Origin of the sequence: Alistipes sp. UBA1686 (assembly GCF_002320215.1) — a bacterium.
Lineage (GTDB): Bacteria > Bacteroidota > Bacteroidia > Bacteroidales > Rikenellaceae > Alistipes > Alistipes onderdonkii.
Genome location: NZ_DCKA01000015.1, coordinates 142,391 through 163,373, shown reverse-complemented (window position 1 = coordinate 163,373; position 20,983 = coordinate 142,391). Strand labels below are relative to the sequence as shown.

General features: G+C 59.5%; 19 protein-coding genes and 1 tRNA gene. 7 read left to right on the top strand and 13 right to left on the bottom strand.

Annotated features, from left to right (window positions below):
- Positions 1-59: 59 nt before the first annotated feature.
- The 13 genes from B3C38_RS06585 to murB all read right to left on the bottom strand — a co-directional run bounded on the left by B3C38_RS06585 (position 60) and on the right by murB (position 12,159).
- Entirely contained in the window at positions 60-1,292 is a 1,233-nt protein-coding gene (locus B3C38_RS06585; protein ID WP_141417885.1) for a site-specific integrase, read from the bottom strand.
- Between the two features lie 116 nt (positions 1,293-1,408).
- Positions 1,409-1,482, bottom strand: a tRNA-Arg gene (locus tag B3C38_RS06580).
- Between the two features lie 131 nt (positions 1,483-1,613).
- Entirely contained in the window at positions 1,614-2,678 is a 1,065-nt protein-coding gene (locus B3C38_RS06575) for a TlpA disulfide reductase family protein (protein ID WP_022331953.1), read from the bottom strand.
- A 17-nt stretch (positions 2,679-2,695) separates the two neighbouring features.
- A complete protein-coding gene (gene ruvC, locus B3C38_RS06570) occupies positions 2,696-3,313 on the bottom strand; it encodes a crossover junction endodeoxyribonuclease RuvC (RefSeq protein WP_022331954.1) in 618 nt (205 codons plus the stop codon).
- A gap of 284 nt (positions 3,314-3,597) precedes the next feature.
- Positions 3,598-4,656, bottom strand: a complete 1,059-nt coding sequence (locus tag B3C38_RS06565; protein WP_276791864.1) for a TlpA disulfide reductase family protein — start codon at positions 4,654-4,656, stop codon at positions 3,598-3,600.
- Between the two features lie 73 nt (positions 4,657-4,729).
- Positions 4,730-5,785, bottom strand: coding sequence for a TlpA disulfide reductase family protein (locus B3C38_RS06560; RefSeq protein ID WP_237957370.1), 1,056 nt, complete (start codon positions 5,783-5,785; stop codon positions 4,730-4,732).
- A 16-nt stretch (positions 5,786-5,801) separates the two neighbouring features.
- Positions 5,802-6,836 carry a UDP-3-O-(3-hydroxymyristoyl)glucosamine N-acyltransferase gene (gene lpxD, locus B3C38_RS06555; RefSeq protein WP_278808777.1) on the bottom strand — a complete coding sequence of 345 codons (1,035 nt, stop codon included), beginning with the start codon at positions 6,834-6,836 and terminating at the stop codon, positions 5,802-5,804.
- Between the two features lie 7 nt (positions 6,837-6,843).
- Positions 6,844-7,314, bottom strand: coding sequence for a pantetheine-phosphate adenylyltransferase (gene coaD, locus B3C38_RS06550; protein ID WP_022331958.1), 471 nt, complete (start codon positions 7,312-7,314; stop codon positions 6,844-6,846).
- 54 nt (positions 7,315-7,368) lie between these two features.
- Positions 7,369-7,962 (bottom strand): DUF6549 family protein, encoded by a 594-nt coding sequence (locus B3C38_RS06545; RefSeq protein ID WP_022331959.1) that lies wholly within the window; start codon positions 7,960-7,962, stop codon positions 7,369-7,371.
- Between the two features lie 50 nt (positions 7,963-8,012).
- Entirely contained in the window at positions 8,013-8,732 is a 720-nt protein-coding gene (locus B3C38_RS06540; RefSeq protein ID WP_286726320.1) for an aminotransferase class IV, read from the bottom strand.
- Complete coding sequence (holA, locus tag B3C38_RS06535; protein WP_276791873.1) at positions 8,732-9,802, bottom strand: DNA polymerase III subunit delta; 1,071 nt, start codon at positions 9,800-9,802, stop codon at positions 8,732-8,734. The genes B3C38_RS06540 and holA overlap by 1 nt, the downstream gene beginning before the upstream one ends.
- 1 nt (position 9,803) lies before the next feature.
- Complete coding sequence (gene tilS / locus B3C38_RS06530) at positions 9,804-11,147, bottom strand: tRNA lysidine(34) synthetase TilS (protein ID WP_286726319.1); 1,344 nt, start codon at positions 11,145-11,147, stop codon at positions 9,804-9,806.
- 1 nt (position 11,148) lies between these two features.
- Complete coding sequence (gene murB, locus B3C38_RS06525) at positions 11,149-12,159, bottom strand: UDP-N-acetylmuramate dehydrogenase (protein ID WP_286726318.1); 1,011 nt, start codon at positions 12,157-12,159, stop codon at positions 11,149-11,151.
- 77 nt (positions 12,160-12,236) lie between these two features.
- Between murB and B3C38_RS06520 the strand changes: the two genes are divergently transcribed.
- The 7 genes from B3C38_RS06520 to B3C38_RS06490 all read left to right on the top strand — a co-directional run bounded on the left by B3C38_RS06520 (position 12,237) and on the right by B3C38_RS06490 (position 20,983).
- Entirely contained in the window at positions 12,237-13,670 is a 1,434-nt protein-coding gene (locus tag B3C38_RS06520) for a DUF4301 family protein (protein WP_286726316.1), read from the top strand.
- A 302-nt stretch (positions 13,671-13,972) separates the two neighbouring features.
- Positions 13,973-14,587: a hypothetical protein gene (locus B3C38_RS06515; RefSeq protein ID WP_117507060.1), complete on the top strand. Its 615-nt coding sequence runs from the start codon at positions 13,973-13,975 to the stop codon at positions 14,585-14,587.
- A gap of 4 nt (positions 14,588-14,591) precedes the next feature.
- Positions 14,592-15,428, top strand: a complete 837-nt coding sequence (locus B3C38_RS06510) for a DUF2764 family protein (RefSeq protein WP_286726315.1) — start codon at positions 14,592-14,594, stop codon at positions 15,426-15,428.
- A gap of 8 nt (positions 15,429-15,436) precedes the next feature.
- Positions 15,437-17,191 carry a V-type ATP synthase subunit A gene (locus B3C38_RS06505; protein ID WP_055203486.1) on the top strand — a complete coding sequence of 585 codons (1,755 nt, stop codon included), beginning with the start codon at positions 15,437-15,439 and terminating at the stop codon, positions 17,189-17,191.
- Between the two features lie 10 nt (positions 17,192-17,201).
- On the top strand, positions 17,202-18,524 hold the full coding sequence (locus B3C38_RS06500) for a V-type ATP synthase subunit B (RefSeq protein ID WP_117507057.1): 1,323 nt from the start codon (positions 17,202-17,204) through the stop codon (positions 18,522-18,524).
- A 6-nt stretch (positions 18,525-18,530) separates the two neighbouring features.
- Complete coding sequence (locus tag B3C38_RS06495) at positions 18,531-19,139, top strand: V-type ATP synthase subunit D (RefSeq protein WP_018694793.1); 609 nt, start codon at positions 18,531-18,533, stop codon at positions 19,137-19,139.
- Between the two features lie 8 nt (positions 19,140-19,147).
- A complete protein-coding gene (locus B3C38_RS06490; RefSeq protein WP_286726314.1) occupies positions 19,148-20,983 on the top strand; it encodes a V-type ATP synthase subunit I in 1,836 nt (611 codons plus the stop codon).

The window sequence follows — 20,983 nt, the reverse complement described above, 5'->3', positions numbered from 1 at the left end:
GTGACAAACTTGGTTTCGGGGGCTATAAGATAGACCTTTTTTCAAACCTTGTCACCTCCTCACAATAAGTTTTGCATGGCCGCATCTATCTGCGAATTCTCGAACGAATCGAGGTAGATTTGCGTAATCTTCTCCGAACTGTGCCCCAGCGATTCGCTGATGATGGATGTCGAAACTCCCGACCTTTTCAGCACGGTTGCGAACGAGTGCCGCGCAACGTATGTCGTGAGCGTGATAGGCAGGTGCAGATGTTCGCCGATTAGCTTCAGATAGCGATTTATCCGCTTGTTTGTCCGTTGCACCCGTCCGTACTGCTGTTGTGCTGTAACGTGAACAAAACGCCTTAAAACAGGAAAGATGTAATCCTGCGGGTGGGCGTTCGACTGGTTGTACTTGTCGATAATGCCAAGGGCGGCTGGTTGGAGTTGGAACGATAGGAGTTTACCTGTTTTCTGACGATTAATGACCAATCGACCATCTACGATGTCAGCATGGCGGATATGCAAAATATCTGTCAAATTGATGCCGCATGACAGGTAACTGAACAGAAATAAATCTTTGGCAAGTTGCAGGAACGGTTTGGGATACTTGGTTAGCGTCCGTACCTCGCAATCCATGATTAGCTTTATATCCTCTTTTGTCAGCGACCGTTTGGCCGAGGCTTCTTTGAATCGGCTCACTTTGAACGTGTCGAAAGGGTAGTCCGTTTTCTTGATTAGGCCGTCGGTGATTGCGCTGTTGTAGAGTCCCCGCAACGAACGGAAACGGATGCCGATGGAGTTGTCGGAATAATGCCGTTCCACCCGCAACCATTGTTCGTACCGTTTCAGCCATTCGGCGTCGATGTCTATAAAATAAAAGTCCAGCGAACGGCAGAATTTCGTCAGCGAGGTGCGGAGTTCCTGAAAGGTCTTGGCGTTGCCTACACGTTTCTCGGCCAGCAGGCGGTCGATGTAGTCGTTCAGATAATCGCCGACGGTTCGGCGCACGACCTTGCGGGATGCCTTTTCGACAAGCGTGTTCAGCGTGTACTCCTTATCATTGGTCTTAAAATCCATGACCTGACTTTGGAGTTCCTGCGTTTTCTGTTGGATAAGGGCTTCGATGCGCTCTTTGTCGGGACAGTTACGGCGCGGTTTACACTTTTCTGCATCCCAGTATTGCGGAGCGAGGGAAATGTGCAGGCTGATGTACTTTCTTTTTCGATTTTTTGTCAGCCGTAACATGATGGGATGCTGGCCGTTGGATAATGTTTTGGATGTGTAGAGCACCGCCTCGATTGTCGTGTTCATCGGGAAAATTCGGTTTACACATTGGTTTACACAAACTGTAAAAACCGACGGAAAACGGGCTGAAAACAAGACACGAAAAAACCACCTACATTGCTGTAAGTGGTTGATTTTGAGAGTGACACCGACAGGACTCAAACCTGTAACCTTCTGATCCGTAGTCAGATGCTCTATTCAATTAAGCTACGGTGCCGAATTGCAGGTGCAAATATAGGGTGAAAATCCTAAACACGCAAATTATTCCGTAAATTTTTTAATAAAAAGATGTCTCATTTTGTGCCGGAAGTATACATTATCCGGATTATCAGTGGGTTATTGCCGCGGCTATTCCAGCATTTCGGCGAGTTTCTTCGAAAGCTCCCCGCCGCGCAGGTTCTTCGCTACGATGATGCCGTCGGGCGAGATCAGGAAGTTCGCGGGGATCGACGTGATCCCGTAGGCTGCGGCAGCCGTGCTCCGTTTGTCCGCATCGATGCCCTGGACATTGATCCACGGCATGTCGTTGGCCGATGTGAACGACCGCCATTTCGCCTCGTCGTTGTCGAGCGAGACGGCGTAAATTTCAAACCCCTTGGCTTTGTAGGCGGCGTATGCCTCGCGCAGGTGGGGGATCTCGTGGCAGCAGGGGGCGCACCACGTCGCCCAGAAGTCGAGCAAAACCCAGCGTCCCGGTTCCACCAGCGACGAGAGCGATATGGGTTCGCCTTGCGTGTCGGTCAGCGTGAGGTTCGTAAAGCGGTGGCCGATCTGCGCGTTTTCGAATCCCGCCAGTTCCTTTTGCAGTTCCTGCATGATCGTATGCGCCTGCATTCCGGGTGAGAACGCAGTCATACAGGGCCTTATCTGCGCCCGTCGGGTGTCGTCCTGCAGCATATTCGGGAATTCATAGGCTGAGAAGAGCCATAGGCCGAAGATATTGTCGAGGTTGGCATTCATCATCGCGCGGGGAATCTCCTCAAAGCGTGCGAAGATGGCTTCGACTTCCTCGTGCGGAGTGGCCGGCGTCATTTTGATGTATTCGTTGCGGAGCGCCTCCAGTTTCCTGTTTAGCAGCAGCAGGCTGTCATTCAAAGGTGTGCCCGTCGCTTCATACACGCCCTCTTCGCGGGGTTCCAGCCGGATGTCGCCCGCTTCCAGAAAGATAAGCGTGGGCGTCAGGAGCCGGTCGCGGTCGCTCAGAGTGGCGATGTCGGTGCCGGCGACCTTGCCCTTGAGCCTGAACGTCGTGTCGGTAGCCATTACGCCGGAGCCGATTATGGATTTGTTGCTGGCGAAGAGGAATACCGAGTCGCCCGGTGCGAGGCCGTAATGGCCCGAGACAGTGTAGTTCGAACCCCCGCAATTGCATAACAGGAATGCGGCGGACAGGAGGACGGTGATTATTTTCATGGTTAGTAATTCGGGGGCTATTTTATCTCCCGGTCGGGATGGTCTTTCAGGAATTTCTCCCAACTCTGGGAGCCGCGTTTCGAAGCTGCCTTTTTTCCGCCGCCCAGCCCTTTTACGCGCTCGTCGCCCAGAGCTGTGTTGAGCGGGCTGGCCGTTGTGAAGTGGTGGCACAAGGCGACGGCCATGCCGTCCGTGGCATCGAGCCGTCTGGGGGGCTGATCTATCGAGAGGATACGGCAGACGATGGCGGCGACCTGTTCCTTGGCGGCGGAACCGCGCCCCGTGATGCTTTGCTTGATGCGCATCGGGGCGTATTCCGAAACGGCGAGGCCGCGGCTCAGCGCAGCTGCCATAGCCACGCCCTGCGCCCGCCCGAGTTTGAGCATCGACTGCACGTTTTCGCCGAAGAAGGGCGATTCCAGCGCCACTTCGCGCGGGGCGTACTGGTCAATCAGCGCCCCGACCCGCTCGAAGATATAACGTAGCTTGGCATAGGGATCTGTCAGTTTGTGCAGGTCGATGTCTCCCAGTACGACGGAACGGACGTTGCGCCCCTCGATCTCCAGCACCCCGTACCCCATGTAATTGGTGCCGGGGTCGATGCCCATGATGCGGTATGTCTCCTGATGTTGCATTTTTTTAAGCAGGTTGTTATCCTTTTGTTATTCGGAATAAAGACAGGCGCTTCTTCCGATATTTCAATATGTGGGATACCTCGCCGCAGCGGATGAAGATCCGGTAGTCGGAAGCATCCCGAATATGCATGCTGGAATATATTTCCGGCGTTGCATGGTGTTCGGGCCGATGGATGTCCGTAAGGCCGTGCTCGTGTTTTCGGGCAGGGGCGTTTCGGCTTTTTGCAAAGAACCGTTCCGGCGGCCCTGAGCGGAGGCGGACGGGTATCCCCGCGCAGGACGGATTACTCGGCGAGCAATTCGGCGACTTTGCTGCAAAGGTCTTCGCCGCGCAGGTTCTTGGCGACGATCCGGCCCTGGGCGTCGATCAGGAAATTCGACGGGATGCTTTGCACGGCATAGTCTTTCGCCGCGAGGTTGTCGAAGCCGTTGAGGTCGCTGACCTGCACCCAGCCCATGCCGTGCTCGCGGATGGCGCCGAGCCATTTGTCGTTGTCGTTGTCCAGCGATACGCCGTATATTTCGAAGCCCTGGCCGTGGAACTTGTCGTAAGCCTGCTTCAGATGGGGAACCTCCTCCATGCAGGGGCCGCACCACGATGCCCAGAAGTCCACGAGCGTGTATTTGTTGGCCGGGTTGTCGATCACCGAGGTCAGGGTAACGATCTGCCCGTCGGCATCGCCCTGCATGATGTTCATGTAGGGCTGGCCGATGTCGGTCTTGAGACGTTGCGCCGCAACCGTCCTGAGCGCGGCTAACTCCCGGGACTTTTGCATCCCCGGCGAAAATTCGGCGATCCGGTCGAGCAGCTCCTGGCCCGAAAGCGTGGGGGCCATCCCTTCCAGGGCCATGATTCCGAACGCATTGTCGCGGTTGGCTTCCGCCGTTTTGCGGGGGAGTCCGCCCAGTTCGTCTTCGATCTCCCGGCGACGTCCTTCGGAGGTGCCCTCCCGGTGGTATTCATCCATCAGCGTCATGGCCGACGCCCGGAAAGCGGAGCTCGCATCGTTTGCCGGAGTGCCCGTCACACGCGTTGACCCGGCCGGGGCGTCGGGGTTGTCCTCGATCGAGACTGTCCCCGGTTCGGGGAAAAACATCGTCCCGAACCGCTGTGCATCCCCTTCGCGGGAATCGGTGACGGTGCGCCGGGCGGTGATGTCCGCCGGGCCTTCGAAGCGGAACTTGCCGCCTTCGACGACGGCCGAGTCGATCAGGCTGTCGCCCTCGAACATGTAGACGGTGCCTTCGAGCCCGGCGATGTGCCCTTCAACGACGTATTTGGATCCGGTGCCGCAACCGCATAACAGGACTGCGGCCGATGCGAAAAGGAGTGTTTTTTTCATAGGACGGGGTGGTTTTATCGAAAAGCCCCTCCGGGGCATTTGCGGCTCGGAGGGGCTTTTTATTCGGGACGGGCTACTTTCCGAGGAGCTCTTCCACTTTCTTGTAGAGGTCTTCGCCGCGCAGGTTTCTGGCTACGATCTTGCCCTGGGCGTCGATCAGGAAATTCGACGGGATGCCCTGTACCGCATAGTCTTTGGCAGCCTGGTTGTCAAACCGTTGCAGCTCGCTGACATGAATCCACTCCATGCCGTTGTCCTTGACGGCGGCGAGCCACTTGTCGCGGTCGCGGTCGAACGAGACACCGTAGATTTCGAAGCCTTTTTTGTGGAACTTGTCGTAGGTCTGCTTCAGGTGGGGAACCTCACCCATGCAGGGGCCGCACCACGAAGCCCAGAAGTCCACGAGCGTGTACTTGTTGGCCGGGTTGTCGATCACCGACTTGAGCGATACGGGCTCTCCTTCGGCGTTGTTCTGCACGATGTCGATGTAGGGCTGGCCGACGTCGGTCTTGAGCTTTTGTTCGGCCGAGGTTTTCAGCTCGGTCAGTTCCTTGGTCTGCTGCATCTCGGGCGAGAACTTGGCGATTTCGTCCAGGGTTTCCTGTCCCGAAAGTTCGTAGGCCCGGTTGGGCATCAGTACCACGCCGAAGAAATTGTCGCGGTTGTTGTCGATTGTCGTAAGAGTCAGTTGCTCGAACTCCTTTTCGATGGCCTCGCGGCGTTCGTCGGTCGTAGCCTGGTCGCGGTATTCCTTGATCAGGGTGCGGCTGGCTGCCGAATAGGCGTCGCTGGCGTCGTTGGCCGGCGTTCCGGTGGTATGGCGGACTTGTGCGTCCTCGGCGTCGCTCTTGATCGAAATATTGCCCGGTTCGAGGATGAACTGCATGGCGAATGCCTGCGGCTGTCCCTCGCGCGAGTCGAGCAGGTAATGTACGGCCGGCGCCCCGGCGTTGCCCCGGAACTGGAACTTGCCGGCCTTGACGGCTGCCGAGTCGATCAGGCTGTCGCCCTGGTACAGGTAGACCGTTCCCTCGAGCCCGGCGATGTCGCCGTCGATGATGTATTTGGGCTGGTTGCTGCAACTGCACAGCACGGCTGCGGCTGTTGCGAATAGAAATAATTTTTTCATAATGCGAAGGTATTGGTTATTTTTTTGATGCTGCGAGTTGCTTCTCCAGCTCGTTCACGCGTTTTTCGAGTTCGGGCAGCCGTTTGAAGACCGTCGCCGAACGGTGGTACTGCATGCCGGGCAGCGCCGGGTAGCCGAAGCGGATCTCGCCGTCGGGCACGTCCTTGTCCAGGCCGCTCTTCGAGCCGATCTTCACGTTGTTGCCGATGTTGACATGGTCGGCAATACCCACCTGCCCCGCGAGGAAGCAGTTGCTGCCCACCTTCGAGGTGCCTGCGATGCCGGTCTGTGCCGACGAGACGGTGTTCTCGCCGACCTGCACGTTGTGGCCGATCTGGATCAGGTTGTCCAGTTTCACGCCCCGCCGGATGACCGTCGAATCGGTTTTGGCGCGGTCGATGCAGGTATTGGCGCCGATCTCCACGTCGTCTTCGATCACGACGTTGCCCAACTGGGGGATCTTGTCGAACCCGCCTGCGGCATTGGGCATGAATCCGAATCCGTCGGCGCCGATCACGGCGCCCGCGTGCAGGATGCAGTTGCGGCCGATAAGGCAGCCTTCGTAGACCTTGACCCCCGGATAGAGGATCGTGCCTTCTCCCACACTTACGCCCGTTCCGAGGTATACCTGCGGATAGATCTGGCATCCGTTGCCGATCTTCACGCCGGCTTCGACGACCGCGAAGTCGCCTATGTAGCACCCTTCGCCCACCTGGGCTTCGGCGCAGACCGAGGCCAGCGGGCTTATGCCGCTGCGGCGGGGTTTTGCGGCATTGTACATTTCGAGGAGTTTCAGGACGCAGGCGCCTGCGTCGTCGACCTTGATGAGCGTCGCCGAAAGCGGCTGTGCGGGTTCGAACGTGCGGTTGACCAGCACGACCGACGCTCCGGTAGTGTAAATATAGGCTTCGTATTTGGGATTGGTAAGATAGCTGAGCGAGCCGGCCTTGCCTTCCTCGATCGAAGATACGGTGTGTACTTTCGCCTCTTTGTTGCCGACGATTTCACCGCCCAGGAATCCGGCGATCATTTCGGCTGTGAATTCCATCATAAAATAATTATAGGTATTTGTTAATATCTACTCCCACGGGCATGAACTCTTCCACCGAACGGCCGAACGAAAGCACTTCGCGTACCGTCGACGACGAAATGTCGGCCACGGGCGCCGGGGTGAACAGCATCACGGTCGTGATGTCGGGGTAGATCCGGTGGTTGGTGGCCTCCATCGTGCGTTCGTATTCGAAGTCGGTTGTGTTCCGCACGCCGCGGATAATGGCGCAGGCTCCCATCTCCTCGGCGAATTCGCCCGTGAGCCCCGTGTAAATCCGGGCTTCGACACGCGTATTCCCGGCATAGAGGTCGTCGATCAGCCGTTTGCGGTTGGCGACGGTCAGCAAACCCTGTTTCGAGGTGTTGTTGCCGATGCCGATGACTACGCGGTCGAAGAGGTTGAGGGCCTCGTCGACCAATGCCGCATGGCCGCGGGTGAACGGGTCGAACGACCCGGGGAAAATAGCAGACCTTTCCATATCGGACAAAGGTAATAATATTTGGGAATACCGGATTAAAAAATGCGAATTAATTTACCGTTCGAACTTTACATAGTCCGAATAAATGATCCGCGTATGCGGATTCGACGATACGATCTCCTGGCGCAGGGCCTTCGTGCCCCAGCGGATGAAGAGGAAGCGCCGCGGGACGCGGTGCACGACCTGCCGCAGGGTGTCGGTGCTCTCCACGCGGCAGGCGACCGAGTCGGTGCGGATACGCCCTTCGACCGTAACCCAGGCGTCGCGCCAGCGGAACAGTTTCAGGGTGTCGCGGATTCGGAGCGTGTCCCGGCGGAGCAGGACGACGGTGTCGCGGACGGGCGCGCGCAGGTCGACGCTCGTGGCGGTGACTGTTTTGGCGACGGCTTCCAGCCTCCGGAGCCTGATGCCGAGGCGGCGGATGGTGTCGGCATCCCCGGCGCGGAGGCGTTCGAATTCGGCGCAGCGCAGACGCAATGCCTGCACCGAGGCTGCCTCCTGTCCCAGCCGGGTGCGGTAGTGTTCGATGCCCGAGGCCAGGGCATTCTGGTTCTGTGTGAGGCGGCGGGTTTCGTGGCGGTAACGGGTATAGCCGTATGCCAGCAGCGCCGTTGTGAGGACGGCGTAAAGGAAAAGGTATTTTTTCATGGTTTCCGGGTTTTGCGGCGAAGATAGCGCGTGACCTCCCGGGTGGGTTTCTACATATTCGGAAACAGCCCGCGGAGCGCCCCGGCGATGCGTTCGGCCAGGATAGCCATGTAGGGCTGCCCGTCGCAGCGGGAAAGGGCGGTGACGCCCCGGTGGTCGATGAAGAAAAGTTCGTCCATGCGCGGCAGTTCGTCACGCCCGACGGGCGCTTCGATGAGTTCCAGCCCGGCGGCGCGGATGCTCCTGACTGCAAGGCTGCGCCCGATGCTCGCTTCGCCCGGCGGGACGTAGACCCGCTTGCCCCGGATGGCGAACAGCGCCGCTTCGTCGGCCGCCATGAGAGTCCCGTTGCGGTCGCAGCGTACGGCGACGCTCGCACCCTGCAACCCGGCATATTGCCGTGCCAGCTCTACGGCAGCCTCGCGTGCCGAGGTGGGGGCGTCGAACAGCGGCGGTTCGTATTGCAGCGTCACGGCTTCGGGCATCAGGCTGCGCAGGTCGTAGCCGCGGTAGAGCGAAACGCCTTCGAATTCCAGCCGCAGGGAGCCCGATGCCGGCAGGACGAGCCGCACGAATTTCGAACGGTCGCTGCCGGGGGCTTCCCGTCCGACCACCGCCGCGACGGCCGTCCCGACCTCCCGGGCGTCCTGTGGCCCCGGGCACCCGAAGAGCGTGCGCGACCAGCGGTCGAGTACGGCCAGGTGTTCCCGCAGGCAGAGGCACTCTCCGTCGAGGACATGTACGGTCTGGTATAGGTAGACTTCCCGCATCAGAGCATGAAGATTTTGAGCAGCAGTTCGCGCAGCAGTTCGCCGTCCGATGCACCTCCGGCGTTCATGCCCTTGCTCTTGGCGTCGTATTCGCGCAGCAGGCCGAGGATGTTGAATACCTTGCGGTTGTCCCAGTTGGCGGCGTTCTGCTTGATCTCGCCGATGACATAGACGTTGCTCTTCTTGAGGATGCGCATCAGCTCCGTGTCGGGCGGGAATGCGGTTCCCTTGTGCCGCGAGAGCCAGCGGAGGTAGTTCACGACGAAGAGCTCCTTGAACTGCCCGAAAAGCGCCAGTACGGTGACCAGCAGCGGGTTGTCCTTGGGGTTGCGGGCGAAATGCTCGGCGATCATCAGCGCCCGCGCCATGTCCCGGGTCGCTACGGCCTTGCACAGCTCGAAGTTGTTGTAGTCCTTCGAGATGCCGATGTTGGCCTCGATGTCGGCGTCGGTGATGCGCTTCGTGCCTTCGGGCAGCGAGACGACCAGTTTGCCCAGTTCGTTCGAGATTTTCGAAATGTCGGTGCCCAGGTGGTCGGTCAGCATCGACAGCGCCTTCGTGTCAATGGCCAACCCTTTTCCGGCGATGAATTGCTGGAGCCACGAGGCGATCTCGTAGTCGCGCGGGCGCACCGACTCGAGCACCGCGCCGTTGGCGGCGCAACCCTTGTAGAAGGCCGAACGCCTGTCGGCGTTTTTCTCCTTGTGGCAGATTACGAGGATCGTCGTCGGCGACGGCTTCTGGGTGTAGAGCGAGAGCTTGTCCAGTCCGCGCAGCTGCTGCGCCTCCTTGAGGATGACGACCTGGTAGGATCCCATCATCGGCATCTGGCGGCAGAGGTTGATGACCTGCCCCGCCTCGGAGTCCCTGCCGTAGACGGTGAGCTGGTTGAAAGCCCGTTCGGCTTCGCCCAGCACGGTCGTGGCTATCTGCTCGGCGATGGCGTCGATGAAGTAGCTCTCTTCGCCCATGAGCAGGTAGATGGGGACAAACCGCCGTGCGGCGATCTGGCCGGCGAGTTGTTCATATGCGGCGACGGAATCCTTGAATTTCAGTGCGCTTTTAGCCATGTCAGACGATTTCTTTGGTGATACGCAGCACGTTCTCCGTGTTGGGCGTCAGGCGGTAGCGGTCGTCGATGCGGCGGCCGACGAGCCATACGATCTCGCCGCCCGACAGCAGTACGAACTGCCGTTGTTTTTCGGCCATCGAGACCTTGGCGTCGATCAAAAAATCGCTCACTTTCTTGCGCCCCGTCATGCCGAACGGCACGAAGGAGTCGCCTTCGCGCCAGCGGCGCAGCGTGAGCGGGAATTGCAAGCGGTCGGCGTCGACCTGGGCGATATGCTCCGGCACGCCGAAATTCTTGATCGTGTCGATGTCCGTATATTCGAAGTAGAGCACCGAATTGCCGCAGTAGCTCCGCTGTGCACCCCTTTCCACCTGCGTCATGCAGGCGTCGTCGGGGGTGATCGGCGCCACGACGATCTTGCCGCGGTCGACGTAGGCCACCCGTTCGCGCGAGTAGAAGCGTCGCCCCGTCATATCGTGCCGGAGCGAATGGCAGAGCGAGTCGATGACGTCACCCTTGAACCCGTAGGCCGAACTCAGCAGTTCATAAATCACGAACTCCTGCGGGAATGCCGGGTCGATGCGGTCGAGGTGGATCGTGTCGAACCCGTCCGCCGAAGTCACCGCCTCGCCGCGGATACGTTCGATGCCGTGGTTGATGAACAGCTGGGCATCGGTCAGACGTGCCAGGTTGCGGCTCATGAGGCTCGTGAACTTGGGGTTGATCTCCCGGATGCGGGGTATCAGTCCGAGCCGGATCTTGTTGCGCAGGTATTTGGTCGAGCGGTTCGACGAATCCTCGCGGAACGGGATGCGGTTGGCTACGGCATATTCGAGGATCTCCTTGCGCGAGGCGAACATCAGCGGACGGATGATCCTGCCCACCTGCGTCGAGATGCCCGTCAGCCCGCGCAGCCCCGTGCCGCGCAGCAGGTTGATGAAGAACGTCTCGATCGAGTCGTCGGCATGGTGGGCGATCGCCACGGCCGTGTAGCCCTGACCGCGGCTCAGGGTGTCGAACCACGCATAGCGCAGGCGCCGTGCCGCCATTTCCATCGACTCGCCCGTGCGTTCCATTTCGGCCGTGGTTTCGAACCGCTTGTTGTAAAACTCCACGCCGTACTTCTTCGCTTCCTCTTCCACCAGCACCTCGTCCTCTTCGCTCTCGGTGCCCCGCAGCTGGAAATTGCAGTGCGCCACGCCCACCGAATAGCCGCTGCGGGTGAAAAGCGACAGCATGACCATCGAATCCACGCCCCCCGAAACGGTCAGCAGGATGCGGTCGTCGTGCGTCGCCAGGTCATTCTCGGCGACATACCTCTGGAAAGCCTCTAAAAGTGCCATATTACAATATGTTGACTTCGGTGTCTATCTCTATGCCGAACTTTTCGTGTACGCGGGCCTGTACCATACGGGCGAAATCGAGTATCTCGCCGCCCGTGGCGCCTCCCAGGTTCACCAATACCAGTGCCTGTCGTTCATGGATGCCGACCCGTCCGCTTCGGCAGCCTTTCAGCCCCGCCTTGTCGATGAGCCACCCGGCGGCGAGTTTGGCCTTGCCCGAAAGGGCGGCGGGGTAGAGCGGCATGTCGGGCCAGCTGGCCCGCAATTGTTGCGCCACGGATTCATCGACGACCGGGTTTTTGAAGAAGCTCCCCGCATTGCCCGTCACCTTCGGGTCGGGTAGTTTGGCACGGCGGATGGCGCAGATCGCTTCGCGGATGTTGCGCAGCGTCGTGCCGCCGCGGGCCTCGACCTCACGCTCCACGTCGCCGTACCCCAGCCGGGGTTGCGGCGTACGCGAAAGGCGGATGTCGACCGCCGTGATGACGACACGTCCCCGCAGGTCGTGCTTGAAGATGCTTTCGCGGTAACCGAAACAGCAGTGCGCGGCGTCGAGCGTCATGCATTTGCCGTTTTCCACACAGAACATGTGTACCCGCTCGATCGCGTCCTTTGCCTCGCAACCGTAGGCGCCGATGTTCTGCACGGGCGCCGCCCCGGCCTTGCCCGGGATCAGCGAGAGGTTTTCGAGCCCCCACAATCCGCGCTGTACGGCCCACTCCACCAGGTCGTCCCATTCGACCCCGGCGTCGGCGCGCACGTGTACCGTGTTCTCTTCTTCGCCGAGCAGGACGATCCGCTGCGAGACGGGGGTCAGCAGCAGCCCGTCGTAGTCCCGTGTAAAAAGTATGTTGTTGCCGCCGCTCAGGACGCTCCAGCGGTCGGGGATTCCGCCGCCGAAAATCGCGTGCAGATCCTCCTCGGTCTCGAATTCGGCGAGCCGGGCGGCGTGCTGCTCGACGCCGAAACTGTTGCGTCCGCGCAGGCTGGTTTGGTGAAATTCTCGGATCATGATGTGCAAAGTTAGAAATTATTTCGTTATCTTTGAAGATAATTCCGATCCGACGAAAAACTAAAGACGATAGAACCATGTTTACCGAAAAAGATTTACAGCAGATCGAAAAACACGGGCTGACCCCCGATGCGGTCGAGCGCCAGCTGGAGAATTTCCGCCGCGGGTTCCCCTTCCTGAAGGTTGTGCGCGCCGCATCGCCCGGCGACGGGGTGATGGTCGTGGGCGACGCGGAGGCTGCCGCCGCCGTGGCGCGTTACGAAAGCGAAGCCGACCGTCTGGATATCGTGAAATTCGTGCCAGCTTCGGGTGCAGCGACCCGTATGTTCAAGGAACTGTTCGAGTTCGTCAACGAGGGTAAGCGCGGCAAGGGCATCGACACGTTGCTGGACAATATCGGGCGCTTCGCCTTCTGGCCGGAACTCAAGGCCGTGCTGCCGCCCGATGCCGACGACAAGGCAACCGTGCGTGCCATCGTAAAGGACGGGCTCGGCTACGGGCAGAAGCCCAAGGGGCTGGTGACCTTCCATGCCTATCCCGAAGGGGCGCGCAAGGCGGTCGAGGAGCACCTGGTGGAGGGCGCGGTCTATGCCGCGGCCAGAGGCGTGGCCCGGATCCATTTCACCGTGTCGCCCGAGCACATCGCGGGCTTCGAAACCCTCCTGGCGGAAAAGGTACCCGTGTACGAACAGCGTTTCGGCATCCGTTACGACATCTCGTTCTCTGTGCAGAAACCTTCGACCGATACGATTGCCGTCAATCCCGACAACACCCCTTTCCGGCAGGACGACGGCACGCTGCTGTTCCGTCCGGCGGGGCACGGCGCGCTGGTCGAGAACCTGAACGAAATCGACGCCGACCTGGTGTTCATCAAGAACATCGACAACGTGACGACCGATGCGCGGCGCGGCGATACGATCCGCTATAAAAAGGTATTGGCCGGCATCCTGCTGGATTTGCAGGATCGGGCTTTCGAGTATCTCAAAGCGCTCGAGGTGGGCGGTGCCGAGCTGGAGCCGATCGTGGAGTTCATTGAACAGCGCTTGTGCGTCAAACTGCCCGCAGACTACGATTCGGCCCTGTTGCGCGCCGTGCTCGACCGTCCGATCCGTGTCTGCGGCATGGTTCGCAACGAAGGCGAACCGGGAGGCGGCCCGTTCTGGGCTTCGAACGCCGACGGCACGCAGTCGCTCCAGATCGCCGAGTCGAGCCAGATCGCACCTGCCGACCAGCCGCTGATGAAGGCCGCGACGCATTTCAATCCCGTAGACCTCGTGTGCGGCGTCCGGGATTCGAAGGGGCGCAAGTTCGACCTGCGGCGTTATACCGACCCTGCGACGGGCTTCATCTCGTCCAAATCGAGCGGTGGCCGCGAATTGCGTGCCCAGGAATTGCCCGGTTTGTGGAACGGCACGATGTCGCGGTGGAATACCATCTTCGTGGATGTGCCCATCACGACCTTCTCGCCCGTGAAAGTCGTGCAGGATTTGCTGCGTCCCCAGCACCAGTGACCCCTGTGCGAACCCGATAAGGCGGATGCCGCGTGAGCGGCGTCCGTTTTTTGTGGGGCTGCCGCCTTCCCGCGGGGCCGTCCGTTTTTTTTACGGCGCCGGTGGGCTTTTACGGGGCAGCCTGCGGCGGGCGGCGGGTTTCCCGGCCGTAAGACACTTCATTTCGCTTCGAAACTTCTTCTTTTTGTTCTTGAATTTTGTCAAAAAAGGACAAATTATTGCAGTGTGCCTCAGTTTTCTGATAATCTTTTATATATTTGTGTGCATATTTTGAAAAACGATAATCAAAACTAAATAACACTATGGAAAACAAACTTCAGGAGCTGACCAAAAAGCTCTACGACGAGGGGCTGGAGAAAGGCCGTGCCGAAGCCGACCGTCTGGTCGGGGAGGCTAAGAACGAGGCGGCGAAGATCGTCGCCGAAGCCCGTGCCCAGGCCGAGGAGATCGTCAAGAAGGCCCGCGACAAGGCCGAAGATGTCGAGAAGAACACGATGACCGAGATCGCACTCGCGGGCAAGCAGGCCGCTGCGAAGATCAAGTCGGAGATCGCTTCGATGATCGTGGCCAAGGCCACTGCGGCCGGGGTGAAGGAGGCTGCGCTCGATCCCGCATTCATCAAGGAGATGCTGCTCGCCGTGGCCAGGAACTGGAACGGTGCCGATGCGGGCAAGGTGGAACTGAAAGCCCTGCTGCCCGAGGCGGAGCGTACTAAACTCGACGCGGCGTTCGGCAAGAGCGCCCAGGAACTGCTCGCCGCCGGTATCGAAGTGGGCTATTCGAAGGAGGTGAAGAGCGGGTTCAAGGTAGGTGCCAAGGACGGCGGCTACTACATCTCGTTCTCCGATGCCGATTTCGACGCCTTGCTGGGCGAATACCTGCGCGAGAAAGTATCGGACATGCTTTTTAAGGCGTGACGCTATGTTCGCGACGAATTATTATTGTCTGGTAGCCGGGCTGAAGGAGTATTCGCTCGATGCCGACACCAAGGGTTTCGATGCCAAGGCCATCGTCGGGGAGATCCTCGAAGGTGTGGCCGGGGTCGATGCCGACGCGGTGCGGCTGTTGTACGGCTATTACGACTGTGAGAATATCGCTTCGCTGCGTGCGGGGCGCTCGGCGCACAATCCGCTGGGTAACTTCACACGCGAGGAGCTGGAAGAGGAGGTGAAGACTCCCCGGCGCCTGCCGGCGCCCGTAGCCCGCGTATTGCGCGCCTTTGCCGACCCCGAAGGCGAGGATGCCGAGGAGGTCGATACGGCCGGGCGCTTCGAGAGTGCGCTCTTCGGAGCCTACTACGAGGCTTGCAGCCGTTCCCGGAGCCGTTTCCTGCGCGCATGGTCGGAGTTCGACCGCAACCTGCGCAATGTGACGGCCGCCGTGACGGCCCGTGCGGTGGGGCGGCCCGTCGAGGAGGTGACCGTCGGCGGGGGCGACGTGGTCGAACAGTTGGAGCGTAGCTCGGCTGCCGATTTCGGGCTGCGGGGCGAGTTGCCCTACATCGACGCCGTGATCGCTGCCGTGAACGACGAGGCCAACCTCGTGGAGAAGGAGCACAAGATCGACCTGATCCGCTGGAACGAAGCCGTGGAACTGGCGACGTTCGACTATTTCGACATTAATTCCATCCTGTCGTACCTGTCGCGTGTCAACATCGTGGCGCGCTGGACGCAGCTCGATGCGGTGCGCGGACGCGAGATGTTCGAGCGTTTGATGGCCGAGCTGGATGGCAAAGGGCTGATAGAAAATAAACAATAGGATAATTCATGAAAACTACAGGACGTGTAAATGGTATCATCTCCAATATCGTAATCGTCAAGGCCGACGGAGCCGTGGGCCAGAACGAGATATGCTACGTGTATACGGGGGATACCAAAATGATGGCCGAGGTCATCAAGGTCGTAGGCGACAGCGCCTATGTCCAGGTTTTTGACAGCACCCGGGGGCTGAAGATCGGCGACAGGGTCGAGTTCGAGGGGCATATGCTCGAAGTGACGCTCGCTCCGGGCCTCTTGTCGCGCAACTACGACGGTCTGCAGAACGACCTCGAAAAGATGGACGGCCTGTTCATCGCGCGCGGTTCGATCACCGACCCGGTCGATTTCTCGGCCGAATGGGAGTTCGCCCCGCTGGCGAAGGCGGGCGACAAGGTCTCGGCCGCATCGTGGCTGGGCGAGGTCAAGGAGCAGTGGGTGAGCCACAAGATCATGGTGCCTTTCACGATGACCGGCAATTATACGGTCAAGAGCATCGTTGCGGCCGGGAAATACAAGGTTACGGACACGGTCGCCGTGGTGACCGACGACGAAGGCCGGGAGCACGGGATCACGATGGTGCAGAAATGGCCGGTCAAGCAGGCCGTGCGCTGCTACGTCGAGAAGCCGCGCCCCTCGCGTGTGATGGTGACGGGCGTCCGTGCCATCGACACCTTCAATCCGATGGCCGAGGGTGGTACGGGTTTTATCCCCGGGCCTTTCGGCGCTGGCAAGACGGTGCTCCAGCACGCTATTTCGAAGCAGGCCGATGCCGATATCATCATCATGGTGGCGTGCGGCGAGCGTGCCAACGAGGTGGTGGAGATTTTCAAGGAGTTCCCCGAGTTGATCGACCCCCGGACGGGGCACAACCTGATGGAGCGTACGATCATCGTCTGCAATACGTCGAACATGCCCGTTGCGGCGCGTGAGGCGTCGGTGTATACGGGTATGGCGATCGGCGAATACTACCGTGCCATGGGGCTCAAGGTGCTCGTGATGGCCGACTCGACGTCGCGCTGGGCGCAGGCGCTGCGCGAGATGTCGAACCGTCTGGAGGAGCTTCCCGGACAGGACGCCTTCCCGATGGATCTTTCGGCGATCATCTCGAACTTCTACTCGCGTGCGGGCCTTGTGAAACTCACCAACGGCCAGACCGGTTCGGTGACCTTCCTTGGGACGGTGTCGCCCGCGGGCGGTAACCTCAAGGAGCCGGTGACCGAATCCACCAAGAAGGCGGCGCGTTGTTTCTACGCCCTTTCGCAGGGGCGCGCCGACTCGAAGCGCTACCCGGCCATCGACCCGCTGGAATCCTACTCGAAATATCTCGAGTACCCCGAGATCCGCGAATACCTCGACGATCATATCGAGAAGGACTGGGTAGACCTCGTGTATGCCGGCAAGACCATCGTGCAGCGCGGCAAGGAGGCCAACGACCAGATCAACATCCTGGGTGACGACGGCGTGCCGGTGGAGTACCACGAACGTTTCTGGAAGTCGGAGCTGATCGACTTCGTGATCCTCCAGCAGGACGCTTTCGACGACATCGATGCCAACTGTCCGATCGAGCGCCAGAAGATGATGTATAAAATGGTGCTCGACATCTGCCGGAAGGATTTCGCCTTCGCCGATTTCGAAGAGTGCTCGCAGTTCTTCAAGGGTCTTATCAACCTCTTCCGCCAGATGAACTATTCGCAGTGGCAGTCGGAGAAGTTCAACGGCTACCTGAAGCAGATCGAGGAGTATGTGAGTGAAAAAACAAAATAAGCTTTAGACCATGACAACACGAGCTTTTCAGAAAATATATACCAAAATCGATAACATCACCAAGGCGACCGTGACCCTGCGGGCGCAGGGCGTCGGCAACGACGAGCTGGCCACCGTGGGCGGCAAGCTGGCGCAGGTGGTGAAAATCATGGGCGAGAACGTGACGTTGCAGGTTTTCGCAGGTACCGAGGGGCTGGCTACCGACTCGGAAGTGGTCTTCCACGGCGAACCTCCCAAGCTGCGCGTGTCGGACAACCTCGCGGGACGCTTCTTCAACGCCTACGGCGAACCGCTCGAAGGCGGTGAGATCGTCGAGGGCGAAGCCCGCGAGATCGGCGGCCCGACGGTAAACCCGTTCCGCCGTATCCAGCCTTCGGAGCTGATCGCCACGGGTATTGCCGGTATCGACCTGAACAACACGATCGTTACGGGGCAGAAGATCCCTTTCTTCGCCGACCCCGACCAGCCCTATAACGCCGTAATGGCCAATGTGGCGCTGCGTGCCAAGGCCGACAAGATCATCCTGGGCGGCATGGGACTCTCCAACGACGACTTCCTCTATTTCAAGTCGGTGTTCGAGAATGCCGGTGCGCTCGACCGTATCGTGTCGTTCGTCAACACGACCGAGAACCCGCCCGTGGAGCGGTTGCTCGTCCCCGACATGGCGCTTACGGCCGCCGAGTACTTCGCGGTGGACAAGGGCGAGAAGGTGCTTGTCCTGCTGACCGACATGACGCTCTATGCCGATGCGCTGGCCATCGTGTCGAACCGTATGGATCAGATCCCGTCGAAGGACTCGATGCCCGGTTCGCTCTACTCCGACCTGGCCAAGATCTACGAGAAGGCGGTGCAGCTGCCCAACGGCGGCTCGATCACGATCATCGCCGTGACGACCCTGTCGGGCGGCGACATCACGCACGCCATCCCCGACAACACGGGTTACATCACCGAAGGCCAGCTGTTCCTGAGGAACGATTCCGACACGGGCAAGGTCATCGTCGACCCGTTCCGTTCGCTTTCGCGTCTGAAGCAGCTCGTGATCGGCAAGAAGACCCGCGAAGACCATCCGCAGGTGATGAACGCCTGCGTGCGTCTGTACGCCGATGCCGCCAATGCCAAGACCAAGCTCGAGAACGGTTTCGACCTCTCGGACTACGACGAGCGTACGCTGAAATTCGCGTTCGACTATTCGGAGAAACTCCTTTCGATCGACGTCAATATCGGCATCACCGAGATGCTCGACACGGCATGGGGGCTCTTTGCCAAATATTTCTCCAAGGAGGAAGTTGCGATCAAGGAGGAACTCATCAAAAAGTATTGGAAAGAAGCGTAAGGCACGATGGCAATCAAATTTCAATATAACAAGACCTCGCTCGGCGACCTCGGCAAACAGCTGAAAATGCGGCAGAAGGCGCTCCCTACGATCAAAAGTAAGGAGTCGGCCCTGCGCTCCGAGGTGAAGAAGGCGAAGGACTCCGCGGGCGATTACCGCCGTCGGCTCGATGCCCTGAAGGCCGAGTACGACTACATGGTATCGCTCTGGGGAGAGTTTGATTGTGACCTCTTGCGCATCGCTGATGTCGAACTTTCGGTACAGAAGATCGCGGGTGTGCGTACACCCGTCTTGCAGGACGTGAAATTCGAGGAGAAGCCCTACGACCTCTTTTCGTCGCCCGTATGGTTCGCCGACGGAATCGATATCCTCAAGCGCATGGCGCAGCTGGGAATCGAATTCGAGGTGTATAACCGCAAGATGGAGTTGCTGGATCACGCACGCCGTAAAACCACTCAGAAGGTGAACTTGTACGAAAAGGTGCAGATACCCGGGTACGAGGACGCCATACGTAAGATCAAACGCTTCATGGAAGACGAGGAGAACCTTTCCAAGTCGGCCCAGAAGATCGTGAAAACCAAACAGCAACAGGCCGGGGAGGGCGCGATGTTATGATAGCGAAAATGGCAAAATACGACTTTGTGCTCTATGCGGCCCAAAGTGAGGATTTTATCGAGAAGCTGCGCGAACTGGGCCTTGTCGACATCACGACGACGGGCTGGGAGCCTTCGGAGGAAGACCGGCAACTGCTGCTCGATATCGAGGGGCATACGAAGGCCGCCGACTTTCTGCGGAATTTCCGTGCCGGGGAAGGTCGTTTCGAGGCCGGTGCGAAACCCTTCGCCTCGGGTGCCGAGGCCTATGAGCACTATGCCGCCGCACACCAGAAGGCCACGGCGCTCGCCGCCGAGATCGCCCGCCTGGAGAAGTCGGCCGACGAGCTGCGGCCGTGGGGCGAGTTCTCGCCCGAGCGTACGAAGGCGCTGGCTTCGCAGGACATCGTGCTACGCTATTTCTTCACCCCGAAGAGCAACTATGACAAGTTCGGGCCCGAATGGTCGGAACGCTATACGCTTTCGCTGATCAACCGTACCGATTCTACGGCTTATTTCGTCGTCGTGACGGCCCCGGGCGAGGATGTGACGCTCGATGCGCAGGAGATGAAGGCTCCTTCGATGGACGTCCGCGAGGCGGAACGCCGTATCGCCGAGGCGAAGCAGGAATTGCGGGCTCTCGACGCCGAATTCTCGCGCGTGGCGGCTTCGGAGAAGTTGCTCGCGGCACACGCTGCGCAGCTGAAGGAACGCTTGCAGGGCGTGCGCGTGAAAGCCACGGCGCAGCAGGCCGCCGACGGTACGCTGGTCGTCATGGAGGGCTGGGCCGAGAAGGAGACCTCCGACAAGGTCGACGCCCTGCTGGAGGCGTATCCCAATGTCGTTTATCTCAAGGGAGACCCTACGCCCGAGGACGATACGCCCGTGAAGCTCAAGAATAACCGGTTCGCGCGCGTTTTCGAACTGGTGGGCGACATGTATGCCCGGCCGAAATACGGCACGATGGATCTCACGCCGTTCTTCGCACCGTTCTACGTGCTTTTCTTCGGCATCTGCCTGAACGACGCCGGCTACGGTGCCATCCTGGCGCTGCTGGGAGCCTGGATGCTCTCCAAGAACCGCAAGCCCGGCATGATGCGCCAGGCCGCGTGGTTCGCCACCTTGTGCGGCGTGTCGACGATCCTCTTCGGGCTGCTGTGCGGTTCGTTCTTCGGCATCAGCATGTCGGAATGGTTCCCGTCGATCCATTTCTTCGATTTCCAGGGCCAGTTCTTCTCGATCGCGCTGGCCATCGGCCTCGTGCAGATCATGTTCGGCATGGTGCTCAAGATCGTCATGATCTCCTCCACCGTCGGGTTCCGCTATTCGCTCGGTTCGCTGGGGTGGCTGCTGGTCATTTTGGGCGGGAGCCTTGCCGCCGGACTGCCGATGCTCAACCCCGGGTGGGTGATCCCGTTCTACACCACCTCCTCGCCCGCGTTCTATGCGACGCTCGGCATGGGTGCGGTGCTGATGCTGTTCTTCAATTCGCCGGGCAAGAACCCGCTGCTGAATTTTGGGCTGGGATTGTGGGATACCTATAATAACCTTACGGGTATCCTCTCCGACGTGTTGTCATATATCCGTCTGTTCGCCATCGGCCTCTCGGGCGGTATCCTCGCCACGGTGTTCAATGCGCTTGCCGCCGGGTTCGTGCCCGAAGGTTCGGGCATCATCGTGCGGCTGCTGATCATGATCCCGATTCTGCTGATCGGCCACGGCATCAACCTCTTCATGTCGACCATTTCGTCGTTCGTGCACCCGATGCGTCTGACGTTCGTCGAGTTCTACAAAAACGCGGGCTTCGAAATGTCGATGCGTTCGTTCGAGCCCTTGCAGAAAATAGATAATTCGGAAAACAAATAA

Excerpts from the sequence above, each read along its gene's own strand:
- B3C38_RS06585 (WP_141417885.1), bottom strand. The coding sequence starts at position 1,292 with ATGAACACGACAATCGAGGCGGTGCTCTACACATCCAAAACATTATCC.
- B3C38_RS06505 (WP_055203486.1), top strand. The coding sequence starts at position 15,437 with ATGAAAACTACAGGACGTGTAAATGGTATCATCTCCAATATCGTAATC.
- tilS (WP_286726319.1), bottom strand. The coding sequence starts at position 11,147 with ATGGCACTTTTAGAGGCTTTCCAGAGGTATGTCGCCGAGAATGACCTG.
- coaD (WP_022331958.1), bottom strand. The coding sequence starts at position 7,314 with ATGGAAAGGTCTGCTATTTTCCCCGGGTCGTTCGACCCGTTCACCCGC.
- B3C38_RS06515 (WP_117507060.1), top strand. The coding sequence starts at position 13,973 with ATGGAAAACAAACTTCAGGAGCTGACCAAAAAGCTCTACGACGAGGGG.
- B3C38_RS06510 (WP_286726315.1), top strand. The coding sequence starts at position 14,592 with ATGTTCGCGACGAATTATTATTGTCTGGTAGCCGGGCTGAAGGAGTAT.
- B3C38_RS06495 (WP_018694793.1), top strand. The coding sequence starts at position 18,531 with ATGGCAATCAAATTTCAATATAACAAGACCTCGCTCGGCGACCTCGGC.
- lpxD (WP_278808777.1), bottom strand. The coding sequence starts at position 6,836 with ATGATGGAATTCACAGCCGAAATGATCGCCGGATTCCTGGGCGGTGAA.
- B3C38_RS06540 (WP_286726320.1), bottom strand. The coding sequence starts at position 8,732 with ATGCGGGAAGTCTACCTATACCAGACCGTACATGTCCTCGACGGAGAG.
- B3C38_RS06575 (WP_022331953.1), bottom strand. The coding sequence starts at position 2,678 with ATGAAAATAATCACCGTCCTCCTGTCCGCCGCATTCCTGTTATGCAAT.
- holA (WP_276791873.1), bottom strand. The coding sequence starts at position 9,802 with ATGGCTAAAAGCGCACTGAAATTCAAGGATTCCGTCGCCGCATATGAA.
- B3C38_RS06520 (WP_286726316.1), top strand. The coding sequence starts at position 12,237 with ATGTTTACCGAAAAAGATTTACAGCAGATCGAAAAACACGGGCTGACC.
- B3C38_RS06560 (WP_237957370.1), bottom strand. The coding sequence starts at position 5,785 with ATGAAAAAATTATTTCTATTCGCAACAGCCGCAGCCGTGCTGTGCAGT.
- B3C38_RS06545 (WP_022331959.1), bottom strand. The coding sequence starts at position 7,962 with ATGAAAAAATACCTTTTCCTTTACGCCGTCCTCACAACGGCGCTGCTG.
- ruvC (WP_022331954.1), bottom strand. The coding sequence starts at position 3,313 with ATGCAACATCAGGAGACATACCGCATCATGGGCATCGACCCCGGCACC.
- B3C38_RS06490 (WP_286726314.1), top strand. The coding sequence starts at position 19,148 with ATGGCAAAATACGACTTTGTGCTCTATGCGGCCCAAAGTGAGGATTTT.
- B3C38_RS06565 (WP_276791864.1), bottom strand. The coding sequence starts at position 4,656 with ATGAAAAAAACACTCCTTTTCGCATCGGCCGCAGTCCTGTTATGCGGT.
- murB (WP_286726318.1), bottom strand. The coding sequence starts at position 12,159 with ATGATCCGAGAATTTCACCAAACCAGCCTGCGCGGACGCAACAGTTTC.
- B3C38_RS06500 (WP_117507057.1), top strand. The coding sequence starts at position 17,202 with ATGACAACACGAGCTTTTCAGAAAATATATACCAAAATCGATAACATC.